Here is a 23,730-nt window from a genome sequence, read left to right on the forward strand (position 1 = left end):
TTCCACCGATTAGCCTCTCGTGTTGGCGCTATACTGCGAAACACGACAAGAAAACCTGTGAGCGTAGCGAACAGCTCTACTCGGAGTTGATTCGTCGCGAGAGCAGCGAAGCGTTAGCGACTGTTTCGCTGGATGCCCCGAGGACTTTTGCGGCTTGGGCAGCAGCGGTCGGTCTTCTCTATCTCGTACCTTTTTTAGTTTGGAGCACTGTTCGGTGGGTGTGGCGCGGGTTCCGGCCAACGAGAGAGCACAGCCTACAATGACAACCAACCTTCGCCTGCCTCCGGCGGCCTTGGATCCTAGCGACCCTTGGGCCGCAGATAGGCTGAACCGCCGCCAGTTAGCCGAATTCCTTACCCGCGTCCTTGTCGCACAGTCCGAGGGCTGCGTTTTGAATCTGGACGGGCGATGGGGGTCTGGGAAGACTTTCTTCCTAGAACGGTGGGCGGCCGACCTCCGCGGCTCGCACGCCGTCGTAACATTCAACGCCTGGGAGTCCGACGGTGACGAGGACCCACTGGCCAGTCTGCTGGCTGAGATAAAAGGTCAGCTCGCAAGCACTCTTCCCAAAAAGGCGGCCACCAAGAAATTGCTCGACAAGCTCGTAAAAAAGAGCGGACCACTCTTGGTCGCTACAGCGCGCATTGCGACCAAGGCCGCCGTTCGCAAAGTGAGCGGTGAGGAAGGGCTAGACCTTGTTAGCAATGTCCTTGATTCCGAATCCGAGGAGGACATCGCAGATAGTCTAGGCAACGCCGCCAGCAAGTTGGTTCGCAACGCAGTGAATCGTCGAGCTGCAACCAAAGGGTTCAGAGCGCAATTTCAGTCGCTTGTGGAGCACGCGACAACAGTCGGCGAGATGCAGCCGCCGTTTTTAATTTTCATAGATGAACTCGACCGTTGCCGACCAACCTATGCTCTAGAGGTGCTAGAGTGCGTCAAGCATCTCTTTTCCACGCCTCATGCGGTGTTTGTGATTGCCACGGATGCGAGACAACTGCATCACTCGGTGAACGCCGTGTACGGCGCTGGTTTCGATGCTGAGCGATACTTGCGGCGTTTTTTTGATATTACGTGCCGCTTGCCGCTCGTCGCCCCCAAGCAGCTCGCAACGCAGCTCTGGCATTCAGCGCCATTGGTTAACGACGGTCGGGCAATCGTACCGACCGGCACGCCGGAACTACTCGGCGAACTCGCAGTCGCATTCGATCTGACCACGAGGGATTTCGAGCAATGTTACCTGCGAACACGAGCAGCTGCCGCAAATCTGCCGGCGGATCAGTCTCTACACTGGCTCCACCTCGCGTGGCTGGTCATGGCTCAAATGCAGTGCCCGACGAACTTCGGCAGCTTCGTTGATCGCAGCATCACCAGCAACGAATTTCTCAATCAGGTAAGAAAGGCTTACCCGGCGCTGAACGAGGGCGTGGGGTACCTTGGAGGCATCTATCTTTCCATAGCATACGGGGATGACGAGGCGGGTATTTCTAACCAGATTGATCAACGGCAATGGGATTCGTCGAGCCAGTGGGACATGGCAGCGGTAGGTACGCTCTCCAATCTGGTAAACGAGTCCATCACCATTGACATCTATCTTCGCGTTGTGGCTCTGGCGGGCGCGATCGTTGCGGCGAGTCGTTAGCATCGAGCGTCATGAGTTGGCAGAAGCAGCCGTCAAGCAGCTTCTGTGATAGAGCCATAGAACATGAATGGTGCGATCGAGATCTACCGCTAGCCGAAGCGCCACGATTTCTGCGTCGAGCAGTGCACAGGCCTGCACATCACGACCGTCTTTGCGGTCGTGGACCCGGATACTGTGCGCTTGCACCGACCGTGGACGTTCCCCGAACTGCCGTTTATCCGCCTCGTCCCGCGGTGGGGCGGCCTATGCTGGCGATGGTGGTTCGCTTGTCCGGGTTGCGCGTCCCTCGTTGAAAACCTCTATCGGCCGCCCACCGCGGCTACCTTGGACTGGCGATGCCGCCGGTGCCACAGCCTCGTCTATGCTAGCCAGCGGTTCGGCTACCGGCACCCGCTGCGCAAGGACGCACGGCGCTGGACGCATCGAAAGCGGCGAAGCGCACAACTCCGTGCTGCACGGCATGACCGAACCGTGGCTCGGCAGTAGAAGGGACTGCGCGCTGAAGCCTCTCGCACTATCCTGACCGACGAGATTGCTATGACGCAGATCGCGTCCGCGGTTCGGCGCGTGTGGCTGACGGCGTGCAAGCAGATCGGACAGCGCGGCTTTCTGTTCCACGCCTTGAGACGCTGCGCCGTCCGCAACTACACGCGAGCCGGCGTGCCTGAGACCGTGGCCATGAAGATCACGGGGCACAGGACGCGTTCGGTTTTCGACAGGTACAACATCACCGCCACGATCTGCAGAACGCAGCGCTTGCAGTGGTGGTTCCGCAGAGTGGGGCAACACTAGGGCAAGTCGCATTGCTGCCCGCGCGCACCGCAAACGGTGCTTCCTGCAAGTAACTGAAATCTCGCTGGTTGCTTGGGTGCGAAATGGTGCCCAGGGCCGGAATTGAACCAGCGACACGAGGATTTTCAGTCCTCTGCTCTACCAACTGAGCTACCTGGGCACGTGAAGGGCGAGGGCACGGACCGGCCGTGCACGGCGTGTGTATCGCCGCTCTCCGCGCCGGTCAAATTTGGGCCCGAATCTGATCTCGCGCCGGTCTCGCCCACGTAAAACCCCGCGGTTATTACATCCTGTGGATAGATGGACGTGCCTTTGAAGAGTAGTGTCCGGTCCGAACATGCTGTCGGGCCGCGTGACCTGCGGTATGCTGCTCTTTGAAAGAGGATGTCGTGAGGCTGGTCTACTTTCCGGAAACGGACTCCCTCTACATCGATTTTGTCGACCGGCCGAGTGTGGAGAGCGAGGAGATCGCATGCGGAGTAGTCGCCGATTTCGACGCTGAAGGTGCACTCGTCGGGATCGACATAGACAGCGCAAGCACAATGGTGGATCTCAGCCGACTGATTCTCGCCGGGCTGGCTGAAATGACGGAGACGCTGGCTTGACCGGCCTCCGATGACCGGATTCCGAGTGCAAATGCGTGCGCATCACAGGAGGGAGTCCGCGCCGAGTGCAAATGCGTTCGCATCGACGGACCGTCCGTCAGCGCGAGTCCAAATGCGTGCGCATCGCGCGGACGGGAGCCACCCCACTCCCGCCCGCCGCCGCTACTCACGAACCGTCGTCGTAGTCGTCTCCCCGCCGGTTCCATCCGATTCCGTCGTCCCGGCCTTCGGACAATTCGGCGTGATCGGAAGCCCGACCGCTACCTTCAGGATAGCCAGCGCGTCGGCGGCGGTGACCTTCGCGTCGCCATTGTAGTCGCAGCGTTCGAGCGGGCATGACGCACTGCCGACGGCGGTCTTCAGCGCGATCAGCGCGTCGGCGGTCTTGATGAGCCCGTCGCCGGTCGCGTCACCGCAGACGATTTCTTCCGGTAGCGTCGTCGTGGTGGTGCACTCCTGCGCCGGCGTTCCGCTGCACGTCCCACCACTGCAGACGTCGTTGGTGGTGCAGCTGTCGCCATCGTTGCACGGGGCCGAATTGTTTGCGTGCGAGCACGAATCGGCGGCCTCGTTGCACGAATCGTTGGTACAGGCGTTGTCGTCGCTGCAGTTGGTGACGGTGACGCCGGAGCACTGTCCGCCGCTGCACGTGCCGGCACTCGAGCAGAAGCGGCCGCTGTTGCAGACGCCGCCGTCGGTATCGAGCTCGGCGGGACACGTTGCGGTGCTGCCGGAACAGACCTCGATGGCATCGCACTCGCCAAGCGAAGCGCGGCACAACGTCTCCGCCTGGACGAAGCCGTTGGCCGGACATGCTCCGCTCGACCCCGTGCAGTTCTCTGCGACGTCGCAGATGCCTGCCGATGCTCGGCACACGCTGGTCGCCGGAAGAATCGAGTCGGACGGACACGCGGCGGCGCTGCCGGTGCAGCTCTCGGCCGGATCGCACACTCCGGACGACGCGCGGCACGTCGTCGAGCTCGCTGCGAAGTCGTTCGCCGGACACGCGATCGAAGTTCCGCTGCAGACCTCGACCTGGTCGCAGACGCCGGCCGAAGGCCGGCACTCGATGTCGAACGGTACGAGGATGTTCGGCGGACAGGTCGCATCGTTGCCGGTGCAGTACTCGGCGTAGTCGCAGATGCCCGCCGAATCGCGGCACAGCGTTTCGGCCTGGACGAGCTCGTTGGCAGGACAGGCCTTGCCCGCGCCCGTGCAACTCTCGGCGATGTCACAGACGCCCGATGACGGCCGACATACGGAAGTCGAAGCAATCACCGCATCGCCCGGGCACGCGCCGCTCGACCCGGTGCAGAGCTCGGCGGCATCGCACACGCTCGCGCCAGGACGGCAGACGGTGCTCGTGCTCTTGAACGTGTTGGCCGGGCACGTCCGCGTGCTGCCGTCGCAGAATTCGGCCGGGTCACAGACCCCGCTCGACTGGCGGCATTCGATGTCCGACGGAATCACGATGTCGGTGGGGCAGGTCGGATCGTTGCCGGTGCAGTACTCGGCGTAGTCGCAGACTCCGAACGCATCGCGGCAGAGCGTTTCGGCCTGTACGAATTCCGGGAATGGGCACGCGGCTGTGTCTCCGGTGCAGTTCTCGGCGATGTCGCAGACGCCGAGCGACGGACGGCAGACCGTTGCAGACGGGAGGAATGTATTGCCCGGGCACGCGCCGGAGGTTCCGTTGCAGACTTCGGCAGGGTCGCAGATGCCGTTCGAAGGCCGGCAGACCGTGTTCGACGGTGAGACGACGTTGGCGGGACACTGCGTGCTCGTTCCATCGCAGGTCTCGGCCGGATCGCATCCGCCCGTCGACGGATGACATTCCTGGCCGGATGGCGCGACGTCGTCGGCCGGACACTCGCCGGAGGTTCCGACACAGACTTCGGCGGCATCGCACAGATCGGAGGCGGGGCGGCAGAGCTGATCGCCATTGAGGATGACGTCCGACGGACAAGTCGTCGTCGATCCGGTGCAATGCTCGGGAACGTCGCAGGATCCGGCGGCGGGCCGGCATACGAACGTGCTCGGCGCGAAAACTCCGCCCGGACAGCACACATTCGCCACGCACTGAGCAGCCTCGGCGGCCGACGCAAACGACAACGCCACTGCCGCGAAAGTCGATGCAACGAAAAGAAGCGCCCGCAGCGGCAGGCTCACCCCGTATTCCTTCGATCGGTTCATTGGATCCCTCCCGCAACAGAATCTACGGGGGAATGCGGACGCTGGATAGAGAGCGCGGAAATCTTTGCTGCGACCCTACCGCGCGAGCTCCGCGCACTTCCTCTCGACGAACTCGATCACCTTCGTCTCGAGCCGGAACCCGCCGATGCGGTTGCTCTCCTGCACTCCGGTCGGGCTCGTCACGTTGACCTCGGTCAGGTACGTGCCGATCACGTCGAGGCCGGCGAAGTAGATCCCGAGCTCGTCGAGCGCAGGCGCGAGCATGCGGCAGATGGCCTGCTCGCGCTCGCCGATGTCGGCGGGAATCACCGTGCCGCCTACATGGATGTTGCCGCGCAGGTCGGTCTCCTTCGGCACGCGCTTGATCGCGCCGAGCGGCTTTCCGTCGAGGTACAAAAGCCGCATGTCGCCGGCGCGCGACTCGGGAAGAAACCTCTGCGCCATCACCGGCCTGAGGCCGTGGCGCGTGGACGTCTCGAGAATCGAGTACGTATTGAGATCGCCCTGCGAGATGCGGAAGATCCCGAGTCCGCCGCAGCCGTCGAGCGGTTTGACGACGATGTCGCCGCCGACGCGGTCGCGGAACTCGAGGATCGCATCCGGGCTGGCCGACACCATCGTCTCGGCGATCAGCTGCGGAAAACGCAGGATGAACATCTTCTCGGTCGCTTCGCGAAGCCCGGAGGCGCGATTGAAGACGAATGTCTTCGTCTCGTCGATCAGGCTCAGCAGATGCGTCGCGAAGAAGAACTCGGTGTCGAACGGCGGATCCTTGCGCATGAAGACGCAGTGAAAGCCGTCGGCGGGCTGCCACAGCCAGTCGCCGACTTCGGCGTGGCTGCCCTGCACGTCGGAGACCTTGAGCGTCGCGGCGCGCACCTTGACGGCCCCGTTGTCGAACGCGAGGTCGGAGGTTCCGCAGTAATAATTGTCGTGCCCGCGCATCTGCGATTCGCGGATGAAGACAAAGGACGTGTCTTTCGTGATGTCGACCCGCTCGATGGGGTCCATCACGTGCAAAAACTTCACGTTGGTTTTCCTGCTTACTCTTTTCCGTCGCCGTTCGGTGCACGGCGTCCGAGGTCGCCCCACAGATGCTGGCACAGCGCCGATGCGACGATGGCTGCGGTCTCGGTGCGAAGCACGCGAGGCCCGAGACCGACGGCGACGAACCCGTGGCTCTGCGCGAACTCGATTTCTTCCATCGAGAAGCCGCCTTCGGGTCCGATCATCGCAATCACGCGCGTCACGTCGGGATAATCGTTCCTCAGCGTCGCGGCCGGCGTGTTCTCGGCGGTCGTAAACACCAGGCCGAGCGCATCGGCGGGCTTGTGCGTGACGAACTCCTCGAACGTGCGGATGCGCTCGATCACGGGCATCACGGTGCGGCCGCTCTGCTCGGCGGCCGATTTGGCGATGCGGCGCCAGCGTTCGACGCGATCGAGAGCTTGCGCAGGATCGAGACGGCCGACGCTGCGCTCGGAAGTCACCACGCAGACGCGATCGGCGCCGAGCTCGATCACCTTCTCGACGACGAGATCGATCTTCTTGCCCTTGGCGAGGCACGGCGCGATCGTCAGATCGAGCCCGGATTCGGTGCTGCGCCCGGCATCTCCGAGAATGCGCACCACCGCGGTCTCGCCCTGGAACAGCTCGAGCACGCCGAAACACTCGCGGCCGGCGCCGTCGAACACGACGACCTCGTCGCCGGGCTTGAAGCGAAGCACGTTGCGAAGATGGTGATAGCTGGCTGCGGTAAGTACCGCGCGGTCGGCCGTGAGGTGCTCCGGGTCGACGAAGATGCGCGTCTTCGGAAGGGTCTGATTGGCGAGGGCGGATATCATTGTGGTTCAGGCGACTCCGGGAAGATCGTTCTTTGGTCCACCACCACCGGACACGCCCGGCACGCTAAGCCCACGCACCGGCTCTGCCAAGGCGTTGTGCAGACAGATCGAGATCCAGTCACCCTTGGCGACAGTGCGGACGCGGCGCCACGGAGGACGGATAAAAGCCTCCTCGACGATTTTCAACCTGCGGGCCTCGATTCCGGAGAGCACGAGGATGCCGCCGTCGGCGGCTGCCTCGGAAAGGGAACTCCGCAGTTCCACGAGAGTCTCGGCCAGGATGTTGGCGACGATAAGGTCGAACGATCGCTTGCCGCGCGATGCGAAGCCGCCGCCCGTCGCCCCGTTCGGCGCCGGCCGCGGCGACTCGTGAAGTAATGTCACATCCGCTGCCTGCCTGTGCGCATCGGGGTGCGACCGTTCCTCGGGACATTCGAGGAGCGCGTGCGGGGCAGCGCTGTCGCGTGCGACCGAAAGTCCCGGCCGCGCATCGCGCTCCCATTGCGGAATGCCGACCTCGCCCGGCTCGAGCTCGACGTCGACGATCGCGGCGACGTCGTTTGCATCGATGTTCTCGCGCGTCGCGTCGACGGCGAGCGGATCGACATCGGTTGCGAGCACATGGCTCGCGCCGAGGCGCGCCGCGGCGATCGCGAGAATTCCCGAGCCGCACCCGACGTCGGCTACACGCATGCCGGGCTTCATCTGTTCGACCAGAAGCTCGAGGCAGCCTGCGGTGGTTTCGTGAAGCCCCGTACCGAATGCCATGCCGGGATTGATCACGATCGACAGCAGTCGGCTGTCCGCCGGCGGAGCGCTTTCCCACGGAGGGCGCACTTCGATCACGCCGGCGAACGTGCGGCGCGCGAAGTGACGCTTCCAGTTTTCCGTCCACACGTTGGAGTCGAGCTCGGCGATGCGCGGCTCGCCGCAGCCGAGAATTGCGACCGCATCGCGTGCGGCGGCGATGCTGGCGCGCAGGCCTTCGGGCCAGGTGGCGCCATGTTCGGCTGTGCAATGCTTGCTGTCGTCCACACTGTCGTCCTCGGCATCGACGACGACCACGACATCGGTGCCTCGCTCGTGCTCGCGCACTTCGACGCCGCCGAAGCCGGCCACGTCGAGAAGCGCGGAGGCTTCGTCGACAAGCCCGGACGGGACGGGAATCGCAATTTCGAACCAGCGTCGGGTCAACAGAGGTTTCCTCGGACGTGGCGACCCTAGCAGAACGAGGCGGGGTTGCGATGCGGCTTCGGCATCCCGGCGCCCACCCGTCGCGCCGCGCCGACTACGATGTGCGCGGCATCGCTGCTAGCGTCGCTGCATGGCGGCAAAGGTTCTCGCGATCGGACATCGCGGCGCGGCCGGGCACATGCCGGAGAACACGATGCCGTCGTTCGAAAAGGCCCTCGAGCTCGGCGCCGATGCGCTCGAGTTCGATGTCGCACTGACGCGCGACGGCGTTCCGGTGGTGATCCACGACGACACGCTCGATCGTACGACCGACGGCCGCGGACCGGTCGAACAGTCCACGTTCGAGGAAATCGCGCGGCTCGACGCCGGATCGTGGAAAGCCGTGCCGACGCACGTGCCGACGCTTGCCGAAGTCATTCGAACGCTCGCGCCGCGGACGCTCCTCAACCTCGAGATCAAGATGAGCGCGCGCCGCGTGGAAATCGTCGATGCGTGCGCGCAGGCGGTGCTCGAAGAGGATGGAGTCGATCAGGTGGTCTTCTCGTCGTTCGATCACGACGCGCTGCGGCTGCTGCGGCACGTGCTTCCGCAGGCCCGCATCGGCGTGCTCAGCGTGGCAACGGGGTTCGAGCACGCGCTTCGCTGCGCGGCCGAAATCGCTGCCGAAAACATCCATCCGCCGATTGTTCTCGCAAGCCCCGCGCTGGTCGCGCGCGCGCATGCGGCCGGTCTTCAGGTCTGGACGTGGACGGCGAATTCTCCGGCGATGATTGCAGGCGCGATTGCCGGCGGCGTCGACGGAATCTTCAGCGACTTCCCCGAGCGGGTTCTCGCGGCTCGCGACGCAACGTAACGGGCCCGTTTCCCGCCCGGCGGAAAACGGACCTCTTCGTTACTCTTTCTCTTTCGCACCGGGCGACGGCGGTCCGACCACGGCTTCGACCCGCGTATCGAGCGTAAGAAAGCGGTTCGCGACTGCGCGGACGTTCTCTGTGCCCACGGCGTTGATGTGCGTCGCGTAGCGGCGCCCTTCGAGATAACCGAGGCCGTAGAGCTCGTTGAACGTCATGTTCTCGGCAATCGCGCTGTTGGTCTGCAGCGCGATCTCGTAGTTGCCGATCAGGTAACGCTGCGCACGCGCGAGCTCTTCCGCCTTGATGTCGGTCTGGCGGATCTTCTCGAACTCGCTGAGCAGCCCGTCGAGCGCGCGGCTCTCGTTGGACGGATCGGTTGCGATGTATCCGCCGACGAGGCCCGGATCGTAGCCTTCGGTCGAAAAGCTGCTGACCGTGTACGCGAGAGCCTGCTTGTCGCGCAGCTCGTAGAACAGCCGGCCGCCTTGGCGCGACAGCACGGTGTCGAGAACCGACAGCGGATAGCGCTCGGGATCGCCCATCGCGGCGCCGGGGAACGCGACGACCACGTGGCTCTGCTTGCGATTGGTGTCGATGCGCGCGCGGCGGATCCGCGTCGGCGTCGAGGCGCGCTCGGGCCGCGTGAACGCCACGCCGTCGCCCTGCACCCGCGACAGCGACTTCGAGAGCTTCGCGATGACCTGATCGCTGTCGATGTCGCCGACCACGGTCACCACGAGGCTCTCCGGATCGAGCACGGAGTCGTAGAAACGTCGCAGATCGTCGGCCGTCAGGTGCGCGACGCTGTCAGGCTCGCCGAGCGTCGTCATGCCGTACGGATGATCCGGGTAGACGGTCTTGTAGGCGAGGTCGAACGCGACCTGCGCCGATTCGTCGGCGCGGTTCTTGATGGCCAGCAGGATCTCGCGGCGGGTCTTTTCGACTTCGTCGGCGGGGAACGCCGGATCGAGAAGCACTTCCATCGTAAGGCTGAGGCCGTAGTTCAGGTACTCCGACAGGAACGTGCCGGCCACGCCGAACGAGCTTCTGCCGGCAAATCCGCCGAGATCTCCGGCCAGCGACTCGATGTTGGCGGCGAGCTGCTCGCGCGTGCGGTGCTCGGTGCCGCGCGTCAGCATCTCGGCGACGAAGTTGGAGACGCCGTTGTTGCCCTTCCGCTCGGCGAGAAGACCTCCGAGCACGGCCGCTCGCACCGAGAACATCGGCACCGCGTGGTGCTCCTGCACGATCAGACGCACGCCGTTCGGAAGCGTGACGAGCTTCGGCTGCGTGTCGGCGCGCGTCGCAGGCGGCGCCTTGGCCTGCCTCGCCGCGCCGACTTTCGACGATGCTTCGACGACGGGCTTCTTGGTCGCGAGCGCCTGGGCATCGGCGCGAAGCGTCGCGAGCGTGACGAGCTCTGCAGAACCGGTCGGCCGGAGCGTGACGCCGGTCATGTTCTCGGGCGTCAGGTACTTGCGCGCGACCTTCTGCACGTCGGCCGCGGTGATTTCGTGAAGGGCCTGGATGTACTTCTGCGCGTAGTCGAGATCCTTGTGCACGACGATCGCATAGCCGAGCTCGCGAGACTGGCCCTGCACGGTCTGGCTGCGGTAGACGAAATCGCTTTCGAGATTGGTCTTGGCGCGCGCAAGCTCTTCTTCGCTGACGGGATTGTCGCGGATCCTTGCGGTCTCGCCGATCAGGCCGTCGAGCACGGCCTTGACGTCGTCGGCTTCGCACGACGCGGTCTCGAGGAAAAGGCCCGGATCCGGAGGCGTATAGGCGAACGCTCCGGCGCTCGTTGCCAGAGGATGCTCGGCGACCAGGCGCCGGTAAACGCGCGAGCTTTCGCCGCCGCCGAGAATGTGCGCGAGCACGTCGAGCGCCGGCGTGTCCTTGTGGTTCGCATCCGGAATGTGGAACCCGATCGCGATCTGCGCTTCCTGCACGTCCATGACGGCGCTCGCGAAGCGCGTTTCCTTCTGCGCCGGCTCGACCGGCCGCGCAGGCCGCTGGACGACGTGATCCGCGAACGGGCCGAACTTGGCCTCGATCTCGCGTTTCATCGCCTCGGTGTTGACGTCGCCGACGACGATCAACGTCATGTTGCTCGGCGAGTAGTAGCGCTTGTAGAAGCTCGTGATGAGCTCGCGCGTAAGACCTTTGATCGACTTCTCGGTGCCGATGACCGGACGCTTATAAGGATGCGCCGAGTACGCGGTCGCGAACATCAGGTCGTAGACGCGGCTCGACGGAGAGTCCTGCCCGCGCTTCCACTCCTCCATGACGACGCCGAGCTCCTTGTCGAGCTCGCCCGGATCGAACGACGAGTGCTGCGTGGCGTCGGCAAGGATGTCGATCCCCTCGCCGGCAAAGCGCGACGCCAGCACGAGGTGATAGACGGTCTGATCCCACGACGTCCACGCATTGATGCTGCCGCCCGACGACTCGACGGCCCCGGCGATCTCGCCGACTCCGCGGCGCGCGGTTCCTTTGAAAAGCATGTGCTCGTGCACGTGTGCGATGCCGGCTTCGATGGCCGTTTCGTCGGCGCCGCCGGCCTGCACCCAGACCTGCTCGGCGACGACCGGGGCGAAGTGGTCCTCGCGGATGACGACCTTCATGCCGTTGGCGAGCTGGAAGACCCGGGTGTCGGTGTCGGGAGCACCGTTGAGCTTGTGAGCCTGATTCATGGAACATCCTGGGGTCGACGCGGCGATCGCTGCGGCAAGGATGACGGCACCTCGCAATGCCGAGCGCAGACGTGACCCTGTAGCGACCGAAGCGAAGGGAGAGGGAGCGGAAGAAACCTGTCTGTGATGCATCCTGCTGGTCCGTGGGGAAATGGGCGCCAACCCTGCCACGACCGCGGTGCACGGGCCAGTCGGAGCGTTGACTCCCCGCTCGCCGCTCGGGATCATGCCCGCCTCGTCCATCGGCAACCCCGCGCGCTGCGGCGCGGGGTGCCGGACGCGGTGTGCGCTTGAGTCCCGTCGATATCATTTTCGCCATCATTCTCGTGCTCGCGATGTGGCGCGGCTACTCGAGAGGGCTGCTGCGCACGGCTGCGACCTACGTCGCGCCGGTGCTCGCGTTCATGCTGGCAAAAGACTTCTCGGATCCGGTCCGCGACCGGCTCGCGCTCTACCAGGTCGTCCCGGAGTTCGCGCTCGAGTTCTTCGCTCCGCTGATCGTCTTCATCGTCGTGGTCGTGGTCGTGCGGCTGTTCGCGTCGCTGGTTGCGCGGCTGCTCGGCGTCGGGCTGTCGCTTCCGAGCCGGGTGCTGGCCGGGCTTGCGAGCGTGGCCATCGTTGCGATTGTGCTCGGGGCGGTCGTCATCCTGGTGCACGAGCTGCGTCCGCCCGAGCGCGTCAAGCTCGACACTCCCGGTGAAGCGCCCGGCGATCCGTTCGAGAGCCTGCTCGCGACGCTCAACGAGCGATTCTCCGAGTCGCTGCTCGCGGCGCCGCTCGAGCAGCTCGCGTCGCGCGTGCTGACCGAGACGATCGGCAGCACGCAGCACAGCTCGCCGGTCGGCCGCGACATTCGCGAGCAGATCGAAGGCGCGGCACAGAAGGCCGCCGGGGCTGCCATCGATTCTCTCGGCAAGCCGCCGACGCGTCACGATGCGCTGCCGCCGGCTTCGTCTTCACCGGCTTTGTCTTCAAAGGAAGAGCCGGCGAGGCCCGCCGCGTCCGCTGCCGCGAGACCGGCGCAACCGATCCGGCAGGTCCAGCCTGCAACGCCCGCGGCGCCTTCCGACAGCGGCCGACGATGATCGCCGAACAGAAGATCGCCGAGATCCGTCAGTCCGCACGCATCTCGGAGTTCATTGCGCCGTACGTCTCACTGCGGCGGAGCGGGCGCGGGATGATGGGCCTCTGCCCGTTCCACAGCGAGCAGTCGCCGTCGTTTTCGGTCAGCGACGAAGGCGGCTTCTACCACTGCTTCGGATGCGGAGCCGGCGGCAACGTCTTCAAGTTCGTCATGCAGATGGAAAACCTTTCGTTTCCGGAAGCGGTTCGAAAGATTGCAGCGCACTACGGCATCGACGTGCCCGAGGAAGGCGTCTCGGCGGGCGCGGCGTCCGAGCGCGACGCTTCGTTCGAGATGCTCACGTCGGCGGCGAAGTTCTACCGCGCGTGTCTCGGAGCGACCGGTTTCGGGCAGACCGTGAGCGCTTATCTCGACGAGCGCGGCGTCAGCGAAGCGTCACGCGAGCGCTATTTTCTCGGCGCGGCGCCGTCGGCGGGCGATGCGCTGGTCCAGCACTTCCGTCGCAAGCGCTACGATCTGCGCGTGGCCGAGCGCATCGGCCTCGTCGGGCTGCGCGGCGGCTCGGCCTACGATCGTTTCCGCGGACGTCTGATGTTCCCGATCCGCGATTCGCAGGGACGCACGCTCGGTTTCGGCGCGCGGCGGATCGGCGACGGCGACGGGCCGAAGTACCTCAACTCGAGCGACTCGCCGGTCTACCACAAGGGTCGCGTGCTCTACGGCCTGTTCGAATGGCGCGAATCCGAGCGCAAGCCGGTGCAGGCTGCGCCGCAGACACCTGCACAGACACCGCCGCGAGCACCGGCGCAGAGTGCGCCGCGGGATAGTGAGCTCATTCTCGTCGAGGGCTATCTCGACGTGATCGCGATGTCGCAGGCGGGCATTGCCAACGTCGTTGCCGGATGCGGTACGGCGCTGACCAGCGACCAGGCGCGGCTCGTGCGCCGTCATGCCGGCGACGTCGTCGCGCTGTTCGACGGTGACGACGCGGGGCGTCGAGCCGCGGCGCGCAGCTTTCCAGTTTTTCTCGAGGCGGCTCTGTGGGCACGCGGCGTATTTCTTCCCCAAAGTGAGGACCCGGACACATTCGTGCGCAGGAACGGAGCCAGCGCGCTTCGCAGCGAGATCGCGGCCGCGAAACCGCTCGTCGAATCCTACGTCCGTTATGTCGCCGAAGGCGCATCCGGGCCCGGAGCGACGGCGCGAGTGGGCGCCGAGCTCGCGACCGTGCTTCGCAAAGTCGAGAATCCGTTCGAGTACGACGACTTCGTGCGCAAGGCGTCCCTGTGGACCGGGATCTCCGAACGGGTCCTTCGCGAGCAGGCGCGTCCCGAGCAGAAGCCGTCGGTGCGCGCTCCGCAGCGCAGCATTTCGATCGCCGCCGGGCCGCCGACCGCCGAGGAGCTGCTGGTCTCGGTGCTCCTGTCGGATGCGGGCTGCGTTGATCGTCTCGAAAAGCGGGATATCGTGGGCCACCTGCACACGGAGCCGTGGGCAACGATCGCGGCCGACATTTTCGCGGCGCGTGATTCGACAGGAGGATTCGTGCCGGGCGACATTCTCGCGGAGCTCGACGGCGATCTCCGCAGCCGCATCGTGGCCAGGCTCCAGGGCGATCCGACGTTCGGCGACGCGGATGGACGGCAGACGGTCCTCGCCGACTGCCTGAAGCGCCTGGCAGGCGCAGCGTTCGAGCGCTCGAAGAAGCGCATGCTGCTCGAGCTTCGACGCCTCGAGGAGATCGGCGACGACGCGGGTGCCGCGGCGCTTCTCGAGCGATGGAACAGAATGAAGAGCGAAAAGGTTCGTTGAGACAGATGACCGAAAAGAAAACCGGAAAGAATCCCGACGACATCGAGCCTCTCGCCGAAGACGAGGAGGTCACCGGCGTGCGCGAGCTCCTCGAGCTCGGCCGTACCAAAGGTTTCGTCACGCTCGACGACGTCCACGAGGCGCTCGATCCGGAGATGGTCGAGCAGGACGAGATTCTCGGCGTTCTGGCCGCGCTTCGCGAAGGCCACATCGAAGTCCGCGACGGTACGGCAACGGCGGCCAAGGCCGAAGGCGCCGAGCCCGCCGAAGAGCGCGAGTTCGAAACCAGCGACAGCGTCGCCGACTACGTCCGCATCTACATGCGCGACATGGGCGCGGTGCCGCTGCTGTCGCGCGAAGGCGAAGTCACCATCGCCAAGCGGATCGAGGACGCCGAGATCCGCGTGTTCTCCCTCGCATTCGGTTCCGCGCCCGGCCGGCGCCACATCGAATCGATGATCAAGGACCTTGCCGAAGGGCGCCTTCGCGTGCGCAATCTCGTCAAGGAGACCGAAACCGCCGAGTTCAATCCCGACGCGGCATTCGATGAAGAGGCCGCCGTCGATCCGCTCGCCGCCGAGCCTGCCGAAGAGCCGCCGATCGACGAGGAAGCGCCGGCCGACGTCGACGCCGCGACTCCCGCAGAAGAAGAAGCCGAGGCATTCGCGCGGGTGACCGAGATGCTCGGGCGCGCCGGCGAGCTGGTCGTGCGCATCGAAGCATCGCTCGATCATCCGGGCGGCGAGCCGATCGAGCCGCTGCAGGAAGAAATGCTCACGATCCTGCGCGAGATTCCGCTGCATCCCGATCAGGTTGCTGCTGCCGTGGCTCGTATCGACGAAGGCCACCGCTCGCTTCGCACGCGCCTGACGGTGCTCGACCAGGCCGAGAAGAAGACCGGCCGGCGCGCCGACCAGATCATCGACTATGCCGGCCAGCTCGGCATCGACCGCACCACCGACCAGCGCATCTGCGGAACGCTGCGCATGAGCGCCGAAGTCATCCGCGAAACCGCCGAGCAGATCATGGCCGCGTCGGGCGAGATCGACGTATTGCTGGCGTCGCTGCGCATGAGCGAAGAAGGCCTGACGCGCCTGATGCGCGAGCTGACGATTGCGCAGAGCGAAGTCGTCGAAGCCAAGAAGGCGCTGATCGAAGCCAACCTGCGCCTCGTCGTGTCGATCGCGAAGCGCTACAACAACCGCGGCCTGCAGTTCCTCGACCTGATCCAGGAAGGCAACATCGGCCTGATGAAGGCCGTCGACAAGTTCGACTACCGCCGCGGCTACAAGTTCTCCACGTATGCGACGTGGTGGATCCGCCAGTCGATCACGCGCTCGATCGCCGACCAGGCCCGCACCATCCGCATTCCGGTGCACATGATCGAGTCGATCAACAAGATCATTCGCACCAAGCGCCAGTTCCAGCAGGACAACGGCCGCGAGGCGACCGACGCCGAGATCGCCAAGATCCTCGACATGGCGCCCGAGCGCGTGCGCAAGATCCTGAAGATCACGCGCGAGCCGATCTCGCTCGAGACGCCGGTCGGCGACGAAGAAGACAGCCATCTCGGCGATTTCCTCGAGGACCAGCGCGCCGTCTCGCCCGCCGAAGCCGTGGTCAAGAGCAACCTGCAGCACCGCACCCGGCAGGTGCTCTCGTCGCTCACGCCGCGCGAGGAACAGGTCCTGCGCCTGCGGTTTGGCATCGGCGAAAAAACCGACCATACGTTGGAAGAAGTCGGGAGCCGTTTTTCCGTGACACGCGAACGCATCCGCCAGATCGAAGCCAAAGCGCTCCGCAAACTCCGGCTCTCCGTGAGAAGCAAAAAACTGAAGGGTTTCATCTCGTGATTCTCGCCCTGGACCCAGAAAGCACCGTTGGGTCCAGATCGCTGGACCAGAATTCAGAGTTGGTCCGAGACGCGACACACCGCATCCGGCCAGAGCTCGTAGTTGGGTCCAGATGCGAGGCGGGCGTTCGCGGAGGGAGTGAGGCGTAGCGGAGCTACGCCGCAACGACCGACCGAACGCCCAACGAAGCAGATGGGCCCAAATAAGAGTTCTGGGCCCATAGCTCAGTTGGTTAGAGCGGGGGACTCATAATCCTCTGGTCCCAGGTTCAAGTCCTGGTGGGCCCATCGCTGAAGGCAGGAGATCACAGGGAATTGTCGAACCAGCTCGAGATACTTTTCCAGCTTCAGGTTCTCGATACGCGCCTGCAGGAGAAGCAGCGCGTGGTCGGTCGCTACGAATCCGATCTGGCGGCGCGCCAGGCTGCCATCGCTGCCAGCACCGCGAAAATCGATGCCCTTGCAGCGTCGCGCAAGGATGCCGTCGCGCAGCGCGCGTTTGCCGAACGCAAGATCGAGGATCTCCAGGAATCGCTGAAGACCAAGCGCCAGCGCGCGCAGAAAGCCCGCAACGAGAAGGAAGTCCGCGCCGGCCAGGACGAGGTCAACTCCGCGCAGGAGGAGATCCGCGAGAGCGAGACGGTTCTTCTCGAAGCGATGACGCGGGTCGAGGAGCTCGAGGCGCAGATCGCGAAGGCCAAGGCGGAGCGCGCCGAGCTCGAGAACGAGGATCACCGCCAGATCAGCGAAGCCGAAGGAAAGATCCATGCGCTTCGCAGCGAGCTCGAAGCCGAGCGCAGCGAGCGCGAAGGCGCGGCTGCGGCCATCGAGGCGTCACTGCGCAAGAAGTACGAATTCCTGCTCGAAAAGCGCGCGGGGCTTGCCGTGGTCGAAGTCGACGGCGGGGGCTGCTGCTCGGGCTGCCACGTGCAGATTCCGCCGCAGACGCTGATCGAGATCCGCCGCACGGGCTCGCTCAAGGTATGCCCGATGTGCCAGCGCATCCTGTTCGTCGCCGCGATCGCGCCTGCCGGCTGAACCTCCCCGTCGCTCCATTTCGCGGCCGCCGCGTCAGCGGTTTTCGTAACGGCCGTAGTCGAAGATCCCTGCTTCGATCGGCGCCATCTTGCGATACGCGGCGTGCAGCGCGTCGCTGTGGGCCCAGAATCGTGGGTCGGTCCTGCGCACGCCGTATTTCGCCATCGTCGCGGAGTAGTCGGCTTCGCTCGAGAGCTTCGAAATCGCTTCGACGTACGCCGGAAATTCGGACGCCGGCATGTTCTGGAATGCATTCGGATACGCACCGAGAAATCCGCTGACGACCGTCACGGTGTCCTCGGCCGGCAGCCGCTCGGCGGCTTCGCGGAACAGCGTCGAGATGTTGTTGTGCGCGCTGTTGTGCAGCAGCGAGTAGTGCTCGGCCGCGCCGTCCGGTCCGGTCAGCGTAACGAACGTGACCTCCGGCAGATACGACGTCGCGACGCCGGAGAGCTGGCCTAGCCGCGCCATGCTGCCCGCGACGTCGCGCGAAAGACGCGATGCCCGGATGTCGTAGCGGCGGTCGAGCACCGGCGAGAGCTTCGACTTCATCATGCCGTAGAGCTCGGTCAGCGGCTCGTCCGTGCGGTAGACGACGCCGGTTTCGTGCGCGAAAAACGCCTTGTCGCCCTGCAGGTACTGCTTCACGTCGTCGCTGGCGCCTCGGTACCAGAAGTCACGCACCGGATCGCGCGACGCCATCGGAAGCAGATAGAGGAAGTTCGACTCGCCCTCCATGCGCAGGAAGTCCATGTAGAGGCGCGTCGTGAGCTGATGGCCGACGTTCCCGAACACGTCGTAGCCGGCGACGAGCAGGTAGTGAATGCGCTCGAGCAGCGGATATCCGACGACCCACATCGTCTGCGGCTCGCCGACGAACCCCTGCACGACGGTCGCGCTGTCGAAATGGCGGAAGATCGTCAGCGCGGCGTTCCGGTTCTTCCCGTCGCCGTCCCAAAGCAGATCGAGAGTCGGCGCAAGTTTGCCGCCGAACCTGCGGTTGAGAACGTCGGTCTTGGCCTCGAGATACCTGGTCTCGGCGTTCGCGTAAGACTTCCACTGCAGCAGCGGAAGCATGCTTCCCGCTTCGGCGGGCAGCTGGATCTGGTCGAGCGCGGCGGCGAGCTCACCCTCGCCGAGCTCGCCCTGCTGCATTTTGTCCGGATCGACGAACGCGACCCAGAACAGGTCGTTGATCACGTTGGGCGCGACCTGGCCGCGGCAGACCGGGCCCTTGATGAAGCCCATGATCGTGAACTGCGCTTGTTCGAGCATCAGGCGGTAGCGCGCAATGCTCGGAATCTCGACGAACGCGCGGAACGGATTCGACGCGATCTCCGGCGCGTACGACGGCATGCTCGTGACGGTGTAATCGGCATCGAGGAACAGCGATTTCAGATGCTTCAGGCGCGCTGAATCCAGTGGATACGGCATGTGCGTCTTGGCGACGATGGCCTCATCCATGCGCCGCAGGCGGTAGTAGGGGCGCTCCACGCCGGGATCGTCGTACGGCCGGCGCGTCGCGATCACGCGAATCGGCTGCCCGGGCGGAGTGCTCGAGCGGACGAGCTCGAAGTATTCGACGGCCGCACCAGTCGCAGGCGCAGCGCGTAGATCGTCGAAGTAAAAATGCCCGAGATACCAGTGCTCGTAGATGTAGCGGCTCATGAGCCGCTCCTTCAGGCTGTCGCCGTTGAGGAACTGCTCCCACGCGGCGATGCGCGCGCCGTGGGCCGCGTCGAGCGGCGCGGGCGGAGCGTACGGAGATCCGGCTTCGATCCAATCGGTGAGCGCACCGTATTCGGCGGTGCTCAGCCCCGGCATTCCGAACGGCATGCCGAGCTCCGGGCGTTTTTCGACTTCCCCGATCTCGTCGATCGTTGCGCATACCGGCGCGCGGCTGAGCGAGAAGTCGTACTTGTCGGCCGGAAGGATCGCGGGTGCAGCTTGCGGCTGCCGGCGTCGCAGCTCGAGGATGCGGTGCATGACGCTGGCGCGCGCATTGGCCTCGGCCGTGTCCTTGCGCTCGTTCAGTACCGGATGAAAACCTTTGGCGCGCCACTCGGCGTTGGTTTCGGCATCGAGATGCAGGCGCGTCGGAGAAGCCTCGACGAGCCGGGTAGCGTAGACGATGTCTTTCGAAGCACCGCGTGTGACGCCGTCGTACGAAGACAGCTTGAGCTGGCATGGAGCGTCGTAGCACGCGTGGCAGACCACGCAGCGATGCTCGAGCACATTGGAGACGTTCTCCCACTTCGCCCGCGAAACCTCCGAGGCCGGGGCGTTCTCGAAGCGGGCCGGATCAGGCGGCCCGTAAAGATCGTCGAGCCGGTGCGTAGCGGCCAGAGTGCAGCCGGCCACGAAAAACAGGAGAGACGCGATCAATCTGCGCATGGGCCGGTCTAACGTCGCATCCCCCCAACCGGAAATGCAGAGCCTGTCGTATGTGCGCGCGACGGCGCTTTGCCGTCCGGCGAGCCTTTCGCTGTAGATTCGCGCGGGCGGTGTTAGAGTCGGTGCGGAGCCTGAGCCGGACGGGCAGTCGCCGGCAGCGCATCAAGCGCTGCGGGAGGAAAGTCCGGACTCCATAGAGCAGGGTGGCCGATAACGACGGCCCGCCGCGAGGCGGGGAAAGTGCCACAGAAAACAAACCGCCGTGGCCGCAAGGCTGCGGCAAGGGTGAAACGGTGAGGTAAGAGCTCACCAGATCCGCCGGTAACGGCGGATGCTCGGTAAACCCCACCCGGAGCAAGACCGAATAGGGAGGCGGGCGGCTCGCCCCATGCCTCCGGGTAAAGGTCGCTCGAGCCGCCGGGTAACCGGCGGCCTAGAGGAATGACTGCCGGGTCGCGCAAGCGATCGCACAGAATCCGGCTTACAGGCCGGCTCAGGCTCCGTCGGTTCGCTGCGGCGGACTCCCATCTGATTGACAACAGAGTAAGTATCCCTCAGGTGCGCCAACTGCGGGGGTGCGAATTTGCTGGACGCTGTCGCAGTTTCTCGCCAGCCGGCGACGAAAAATCCCCGTCGAACCTCCGCTAAATCAGGCGCTTACCCGTTGATCACCTGTTCGTGGCCATACCGGCGCGACCCCACCACCTTGCTGAGAATGTTGTAAACAAGCTACGCGGGACGGAGATCATCGGTCTTCCAGGCCGATTTGGCCCGTTCTGTACGACGTCGTAGGGGGCAGACGCGGGCGGAGGAGGGTTTGTGAAACGTTTCGCTTTCCGCCGGTTTGCCGCTGCTGCGGTTTTGAGCATTTCGATCGGTCTGCCAGGTGCGGCGCTCGCGCTGCCCGACGCGCAGTCCGAATGCCGTGACACGATCGCCGAGTCGATCACCCGCTATGCCGGTACGGCGGCGAAGGCCGTCGCCAGCTGCCACAAGCGCCGCAGCGCCGGAGCGAGGTCACCTGCCACAGAGTGCAACGATGTGGCCGTGGCAGACGACGCCGGCAAGACCGTTGCCGCGCGCACCAACGCTCGCGCGGCGATCACTTCGGCATGCGCGAGCGCCGATGAGCTTCTGGCCAACTATCCGTCGTGTCCGGCACCGGCGTCAGCGGCCGACGACGGCGGGCTGACCACCGGCATCGACGATTTCGGCGAAGTCGCCGACTGCCTGCTCGCGCTCGCCGACGTTCAGGTCGGCGCGATCGCAAAGGCAGGGCAGGGCGATCCGCAGGAGACGCTGACGGACCCGCTGCGAAAGTGCCAGGGCGGAGTCGGCAAGGGAACGATGCGCGTGATGCGCACCGTGATGAGCGAGCGTCGCCGCTGCCAGAAAGAAGTCGACGAGCATTCGAACAGCGACGATTACGCGTGCACGAGCAGCGATCCCCGCGGCCGCGTGTATTCCGCGCTCGTGCGCTACCAGGAGAAGACTTCTCCGATCTGCAACTTCTCGCCCGACGTGCTGTCCGCGCTCGACGCGTGCTCGGACGATGCGAACGGTTTCATGGACTGCTCGAGCCAGAGCGCCGTGGTTCGCGCCGGCACGCTCATCCGCGATGCGTACGTCCTCGGCGAGCAGACGACGACGACGACATTGCCCGGGCAGACGACGACCACTCTCGAGAACGACGGCTCGTGCGGAGGCTCGGCACCGACCTGCGACGGGACGTGTCCCGACGGCCTCGTATGCCAGTCGAACGGGGCCGAATGCCATTGTGCAGCCGAGGGTACGGGCCACTGCGCTCCGGCGACGATCCGCCGCTCCATCCTCTCGAGGTTCTCGCCGATTCGTCCGGGGCAGACCGCGCTCAACGCCGGATGGTCCGGTATCGCGATGGACATCGACATGCCGGACGGTGCCGGCGACTGGGTCGACGTCGAGTGCGACGACAATTGCGAGAACTGCGAAGTGCATCTCAAGCCGAACGTCGAGAGCGGCGCATCGGCCTGCCGCTGCACGAGCGATCCGACGCAGACCTGCAACGTCATCAACGGCTCCGATCCCGACAGCTGCGGAAGTCTCGATCCCACGTGCCGCTGCTATTTCGGAGCGCCGCTTCCGGTGACGACCGCAGGCAATCCGGCCTGCGTCGGGTTCCGCATCCGCGATGACTACAAAGGGACGATGAACCTGCGCACCGGCGAGTGGCACGACAGCCTCGCGGTCGCCGCGGTCGTCTACCTCGGCGTCGCGACGGCCGAGCCGTGTCCGACCTGCGACGGCGATCCGGTGCCGAACGACGGCATCCGCGGCGGCACCTGCAGCGACGGTCTCGGCACGGCGTGCGACGTCAACGGCGCGCACTCGACGTTCGGCAAAGTCAGCAACGATTGCCTGCCGCCGTCGGCCGCGAACATCAGCGGTGCGGGACTGATCATCGACGTGAACTTCTCGACGGACCAGGTCACGCTCGGCGCGACGCTGCCGTGCGACACGCCTGCCGGTCGCCTCTGTCACTGCCGCACGTGCACCGGTAACACGAACGTCGCGTGCTCCTCCGACAGCGTCTGCGCGCAGTTCAACGCCGGCGTATGCACCGCTTCGGGCGGCGCGGGCGTTCGCCTCAACCAGTGCACCAACTTCGACTGCAGCGCGAACGGCAACTGCACGACCGGCCCGATCGACAGGTACTGCGACAACGAAGTGTATCCGGACGGGCGCGGCTACACTTCCTGCCAGTCGGATGGCGACTGCGCTTCCGGCGGACACTGCACCATTGCCCAGTTCCGTCGCTGCTTCCCCGATCCGATCGTCTACGAAGGTTCGGCAGATCCGTACGGTCACACGGGCGTGTCGGCGTTCTGCGTCGCGCCGACGTCGAATCCCGCGATCAACATCGCTTCGGGATTGCCTGGCCCGGGCGGACTTCTGGTCACGTTCGCCGACGATATCCGATGCCAGAACGACCCGTCGGTCGCGTACCAGTTCCCGTCGGGCGCGAACTGCGAGGAGGTCATCGGAACCACGACGACGACGCTCCTGCCTCTGCCCGAGTGCGGCGACACCGACGCGCCGGAATGCGGCGGCCTGTGTCCGACCGGTTCGGTATGCGGCGACAACGGCTCCGGAACGTGCGTGTGCACGGAGCTGCCGCTGCCGTCCTGCGACGATTCGACGGCCCCGGTGTGCGGCGGCATCTGCAGCGGCCAGGGCGAAGTTTGCGAGGCGGTCGGAGACGCATGCCAGTGCATGGTGGTCACGCTGCCGCAGTGCACGTCGGCCGACGCGCCGGTGTGCGGCGGACTGTGCCCCACTGGTGAAGTTTGCGCGAGCGTCGGGTCTTCGTGCGAGTGCGGCGCGCCGGGTGTTCCGACGTGCGGATCGGCGATCGCACCGACCTGCGCCGGGCTCTGCGACATCAACCAGGCGTGCATCGCGAGTGGCGACACCTGCCAGTGCGTGACGTTGCCGGTTCCGCTCTGCGGCGACGCTGCGACGCCGCTGTGTGGAGGTGCGTGTTCGACCGGATCGACGTGCGGTCAGGTGGGCGACATCTGCCAGTGCACGCCGATTCCGCTCGAGCCGCCGGCTCTGCCGGTGCCTTGACGGCCGGAGCGCGAGGAAACCAGGGACAGGCACCGGTCCTGCGTGGATCGGTGCCTGACCCGAAACGGCTGCGTCGCCAATGGCTCCGGCGGCGCGGCTGCAACACCAACCCGTAAGGTCC

The 23,730-nt window shown here is 65.2% G+C and carries 14 protein-coding genes, 2 tRNA genes and 1 other RNA gene; 10 read left to right on the forward strand and 7 right to left on the reverse strand.

All coding sequences use genetic code 11. From position 1 onward, the window contains the following. Positions 1-259: 259 nt before the first annotated feature. Positions 260-1,642, forward strand: a complete 1,383-nt coding sequence (locus VN634_08745) for a P-loop NTPase fold protein (GenBank protein ID HXC50958.1) — start codon at positions 260-262, stop codon at positions 1,640-1,642. 876 nt (positions 1,643-2,518) lie between these two features. Here VN634_08745 and VN634_08750 read toward each other — a convergent pair. Further along, positions 2,519-2,594, reverse strand: a tRNA-Phe gene (locus VN634_08750). Between the two features lie 229 nt (positions 2,595-2,823). Here VN634_08750 and VN634_08755 point away from each other — a divergent pair. Continuing rightward, on the forward strand, positions 2,824-3,039 hold the full coding sequence (locus VN634_08755; protein ID HXC50959.1) for a DUF2283 domain-containing protein: 216 nt from the start codon (positions 2,824-2,826) through the stop codon (positions 3,037-3,039). Positions 3,040-3,201: 162 nt separating this feature from the next. Here the strand turns inward: VN634_08755 and VN634_08760 are convergent, their stop codons facing one another. The 4 genes from VN634_08760 to VN634_08775 all read right to left on the reverse strand — a co-directional run bounded on the left by VN634_08760 (position 3,202) and on the right by VN634_08775 (position 8,270). Then, entirely contained in the window at positions 3,202-5,232 is a 2,031-nt protein-coding gene (locus VN634_08760) for a hypothetical protein (GenBank protein HXC50960.1), read from the reverse strand. Positions 5,233-5,307: 75 nt separating this feature from the next. Next, a complete protein-coding gene (gshB, locus tag VN634_08765; protein HXC50961.1) occupies positions 5,308-6,261 on the reverse strand; it encodes a glutathione synthase in 954 nt (317 codons plus the stop codon). 14 nt (positions 6,262-6,275) lie between these two features. Then, positions 6,276-7,076, reverse strand: coding sequence for a 16S rRNA (uracil(1498)-N(3))-methyltransferase (locus tag VN634_08770; protein ID HXC50962.1), 801 nt, complete (start codon positions 7,074-7,076; stop codon positions 6,276-6,278). A gap of 6 nt (positions 7,077-7,082) precedes the next feature. Further along, positions 7,083-8,270, reverse strand: coding sequence for a 50S ribosomal protein L11 methyltransferase (locus VN634_08775; GenBank protein HXC50963.1), 1,188 nt, complete (start codon positions 8,268-8,270; stop codon positions 7,083-7,085). 130 nt (positions 8,271-8,400) lie between these two features. On the opposite strand from VN634_08775, the gene VN634_08780 reads away from it, so the two are divergent. Continuing rightward, positions 8,401-9,123: a glycerophosphodiester phosphodiesterase family protein gene (locus VN634_08780; protein HXC50964.1), complete on the forward strand. Its 723-nt coding sequence runs from the start codon at positions 8,401-8,403 to the stop codon at positions 9,121-9,123. Between the two features lie 39 nt (positions 9,124-9,162). On the opposite strand, the gene VN634_08785 is transcribed toward VN634_08780, so the two are convergent. Further along, positions 9,163-11,820, reverse strand: coding sequence for a pitrilysin family protein (locus VN634_08785; protein HXC50965.1), 2,658 nt, complete (start codon positions 11,818-11,820; stop codon positions 9,163-9,165). 290 nt (positions 11,821-12,110) lie between these two features. Between VN634_08785 and VN634_08790 the strand changes: the two genes are divergently transcribed. The 5 genes from VN634_08790 (at position 12,111) to VN634_08810 (ending at position 17,606) form a co-directional block, all read left to right on the forward strand. Next, a complete protein-coding gene (locus VN634_08790; protein ID HXC50966.1) occupies positions 12,111-12,905 on the forward strand; it encodes a CvpA family protein in 795 nt (264 codons plus the stop codon). Then, positions 12,902-14,716 carry a DNA primase gene (gene dnaG / locus VN634_08795; protein ID HXC50967.1) on the forward strand — a complete coding sequence of 605 codons (1,815 nt, stop codon included), beginning with the start codon at positions 12,902-12,904 and terminating at the stop codon, positions 14,714-14,716. The genes VN634_08790 and dnaG overlap by 4 nt, the downstream gene beginning before the upstream one ends. Before the next feature lie 5 nt (positions 14,717-14,721). Beyond that, positions 14,722-16,569 carry an RNA polymerase sigma factor RpoD gene (gene rpoD, locus VN634_08800; GenBank protein ID HXC50968.1) on the forward strand — a complete coding sequence of 616 codons (1,848 nt, stop codon included), beginning with the start codon at positions 14,722-14,724 and terminating at the stop codon, positions 16,567-16,569. Positions 16,570-16,782: 213 nt separating this feature from the next. Then, a tRNA-Ile gene (locus VN634_08805) sits at positions 16,783-16,856 on the forward strand. 27 nt (positions 16,857-16,883) lie between these two features. Continuing rightward, entirely contained in the window at positions 16,884-17,606 is a 723-nt protein-coding gene (locus VN634_08810; protein ID HXC50969.1) for a C4-type zinc ribbon domain-containing protein, read from the forward strand. A 33-nt stretch (positions 17,607-17,639) separates the two neighbouring features. Here VN634_08810 and VN634_08815 read toward each other — a convergent pair whose 3' ends face one another. Then, positions 17,640-20,000: a fatty acid cis/trans isomerase gene (locus VN634_08815; protein ID HXC50970.1), complete on the reverse strand. Its 2,361-nt coding sequence runs from the start codon at positions 19,998-20,000 to the stop codon at positions 17,640-17,642. Positions 20,001-20,132: 132 nt separating this feature from the next. Between VN634_08815 and rnpB the strand changes: the two genes are divergently transcribed. Both rnpB and VN634_08825 read left to right on the forward strand, forming a co-directional pair. After that, positions 20,133-20,500, forward strand: an RNA gene (gene rnpB, locus VN634_08820) — RNase P RNA component class A. Positions 20,501-20,819: 319 nt separating this feature from the next. Beyond that, the gene (locus VN634_08825) at positions 20,820-23,609 is read left to right on the forward strand and encodes a hypothetical protein (GenBank protein HXC50971.1); all 2,790 of its coding nucleotides are present in this window, start codon (positions 20,820-20,822) and stop codon (positions 23,607-23,609) included. Positions 23,610-23,730 lie beyond the last annotated feature (121 nt).

The organism is Candidatus Limnocylindrales bacterium, assembly GCA_035571835.1.
Classification (GTDB): Bacteria; Desulfobacterota; Binatia; order UBA1149; family CAITLU01; genus DATNBU01.

Coding starts and splice junctions, on each gene's coding strand:
- VN634_08770 (HXC50962.1), bottom strand. CDS start 7,076: ATGATATCCGCCCTCGCCAATCAGACCCTTCCGAAGACGCGCATCTTC.
- VN634_08780 (HXC50964.1), top strand. CDS start 8,401: ATGGCGGCAAAGGTTCTCGCGATCGGACATCGCGGCGCGGCCGGGCAC.
- dnaG (HXC50967.1), top strand. CDS start 12,902: ATGATCGCCGAACAGAAGATCGCCGAGATCCGTCAGTCCGCACGCATC.
- VN634_08785 (HXC50965.1), bottom strand. CDS start 11,820: ATGAATCAGGCTCACAAGCTCAACGGTGCTCCCGACACCGACACCCGG.
- rpoD (HXC50968.1), top strand. CDS start 14,722: ATGACCGAAAAGAAAACCGGAAAGAATCCCGACGACATCGAGCCTCTC.
- VN634_08815 (HXC50970.1), bottom strand. CDS start 20,000: ATGCGCAGATTGATCGCGTCTCTCCTGTTTTTCGTGGCCGGCTGCACT.
- VN634_08760 (HXC50960.1), bottom strand. CDS start 5,232: ATGAACCGATCGAAGGAATACGGGGTGAGCCTGCCGCTGCGGGCGCTT.
- VN634_08745 (HXC50958.1), top strand. CDS start 260: ATGACAACCAACCTTCGCCTGCCTCCGGCGGCCTTGGATCCTAGCGAC.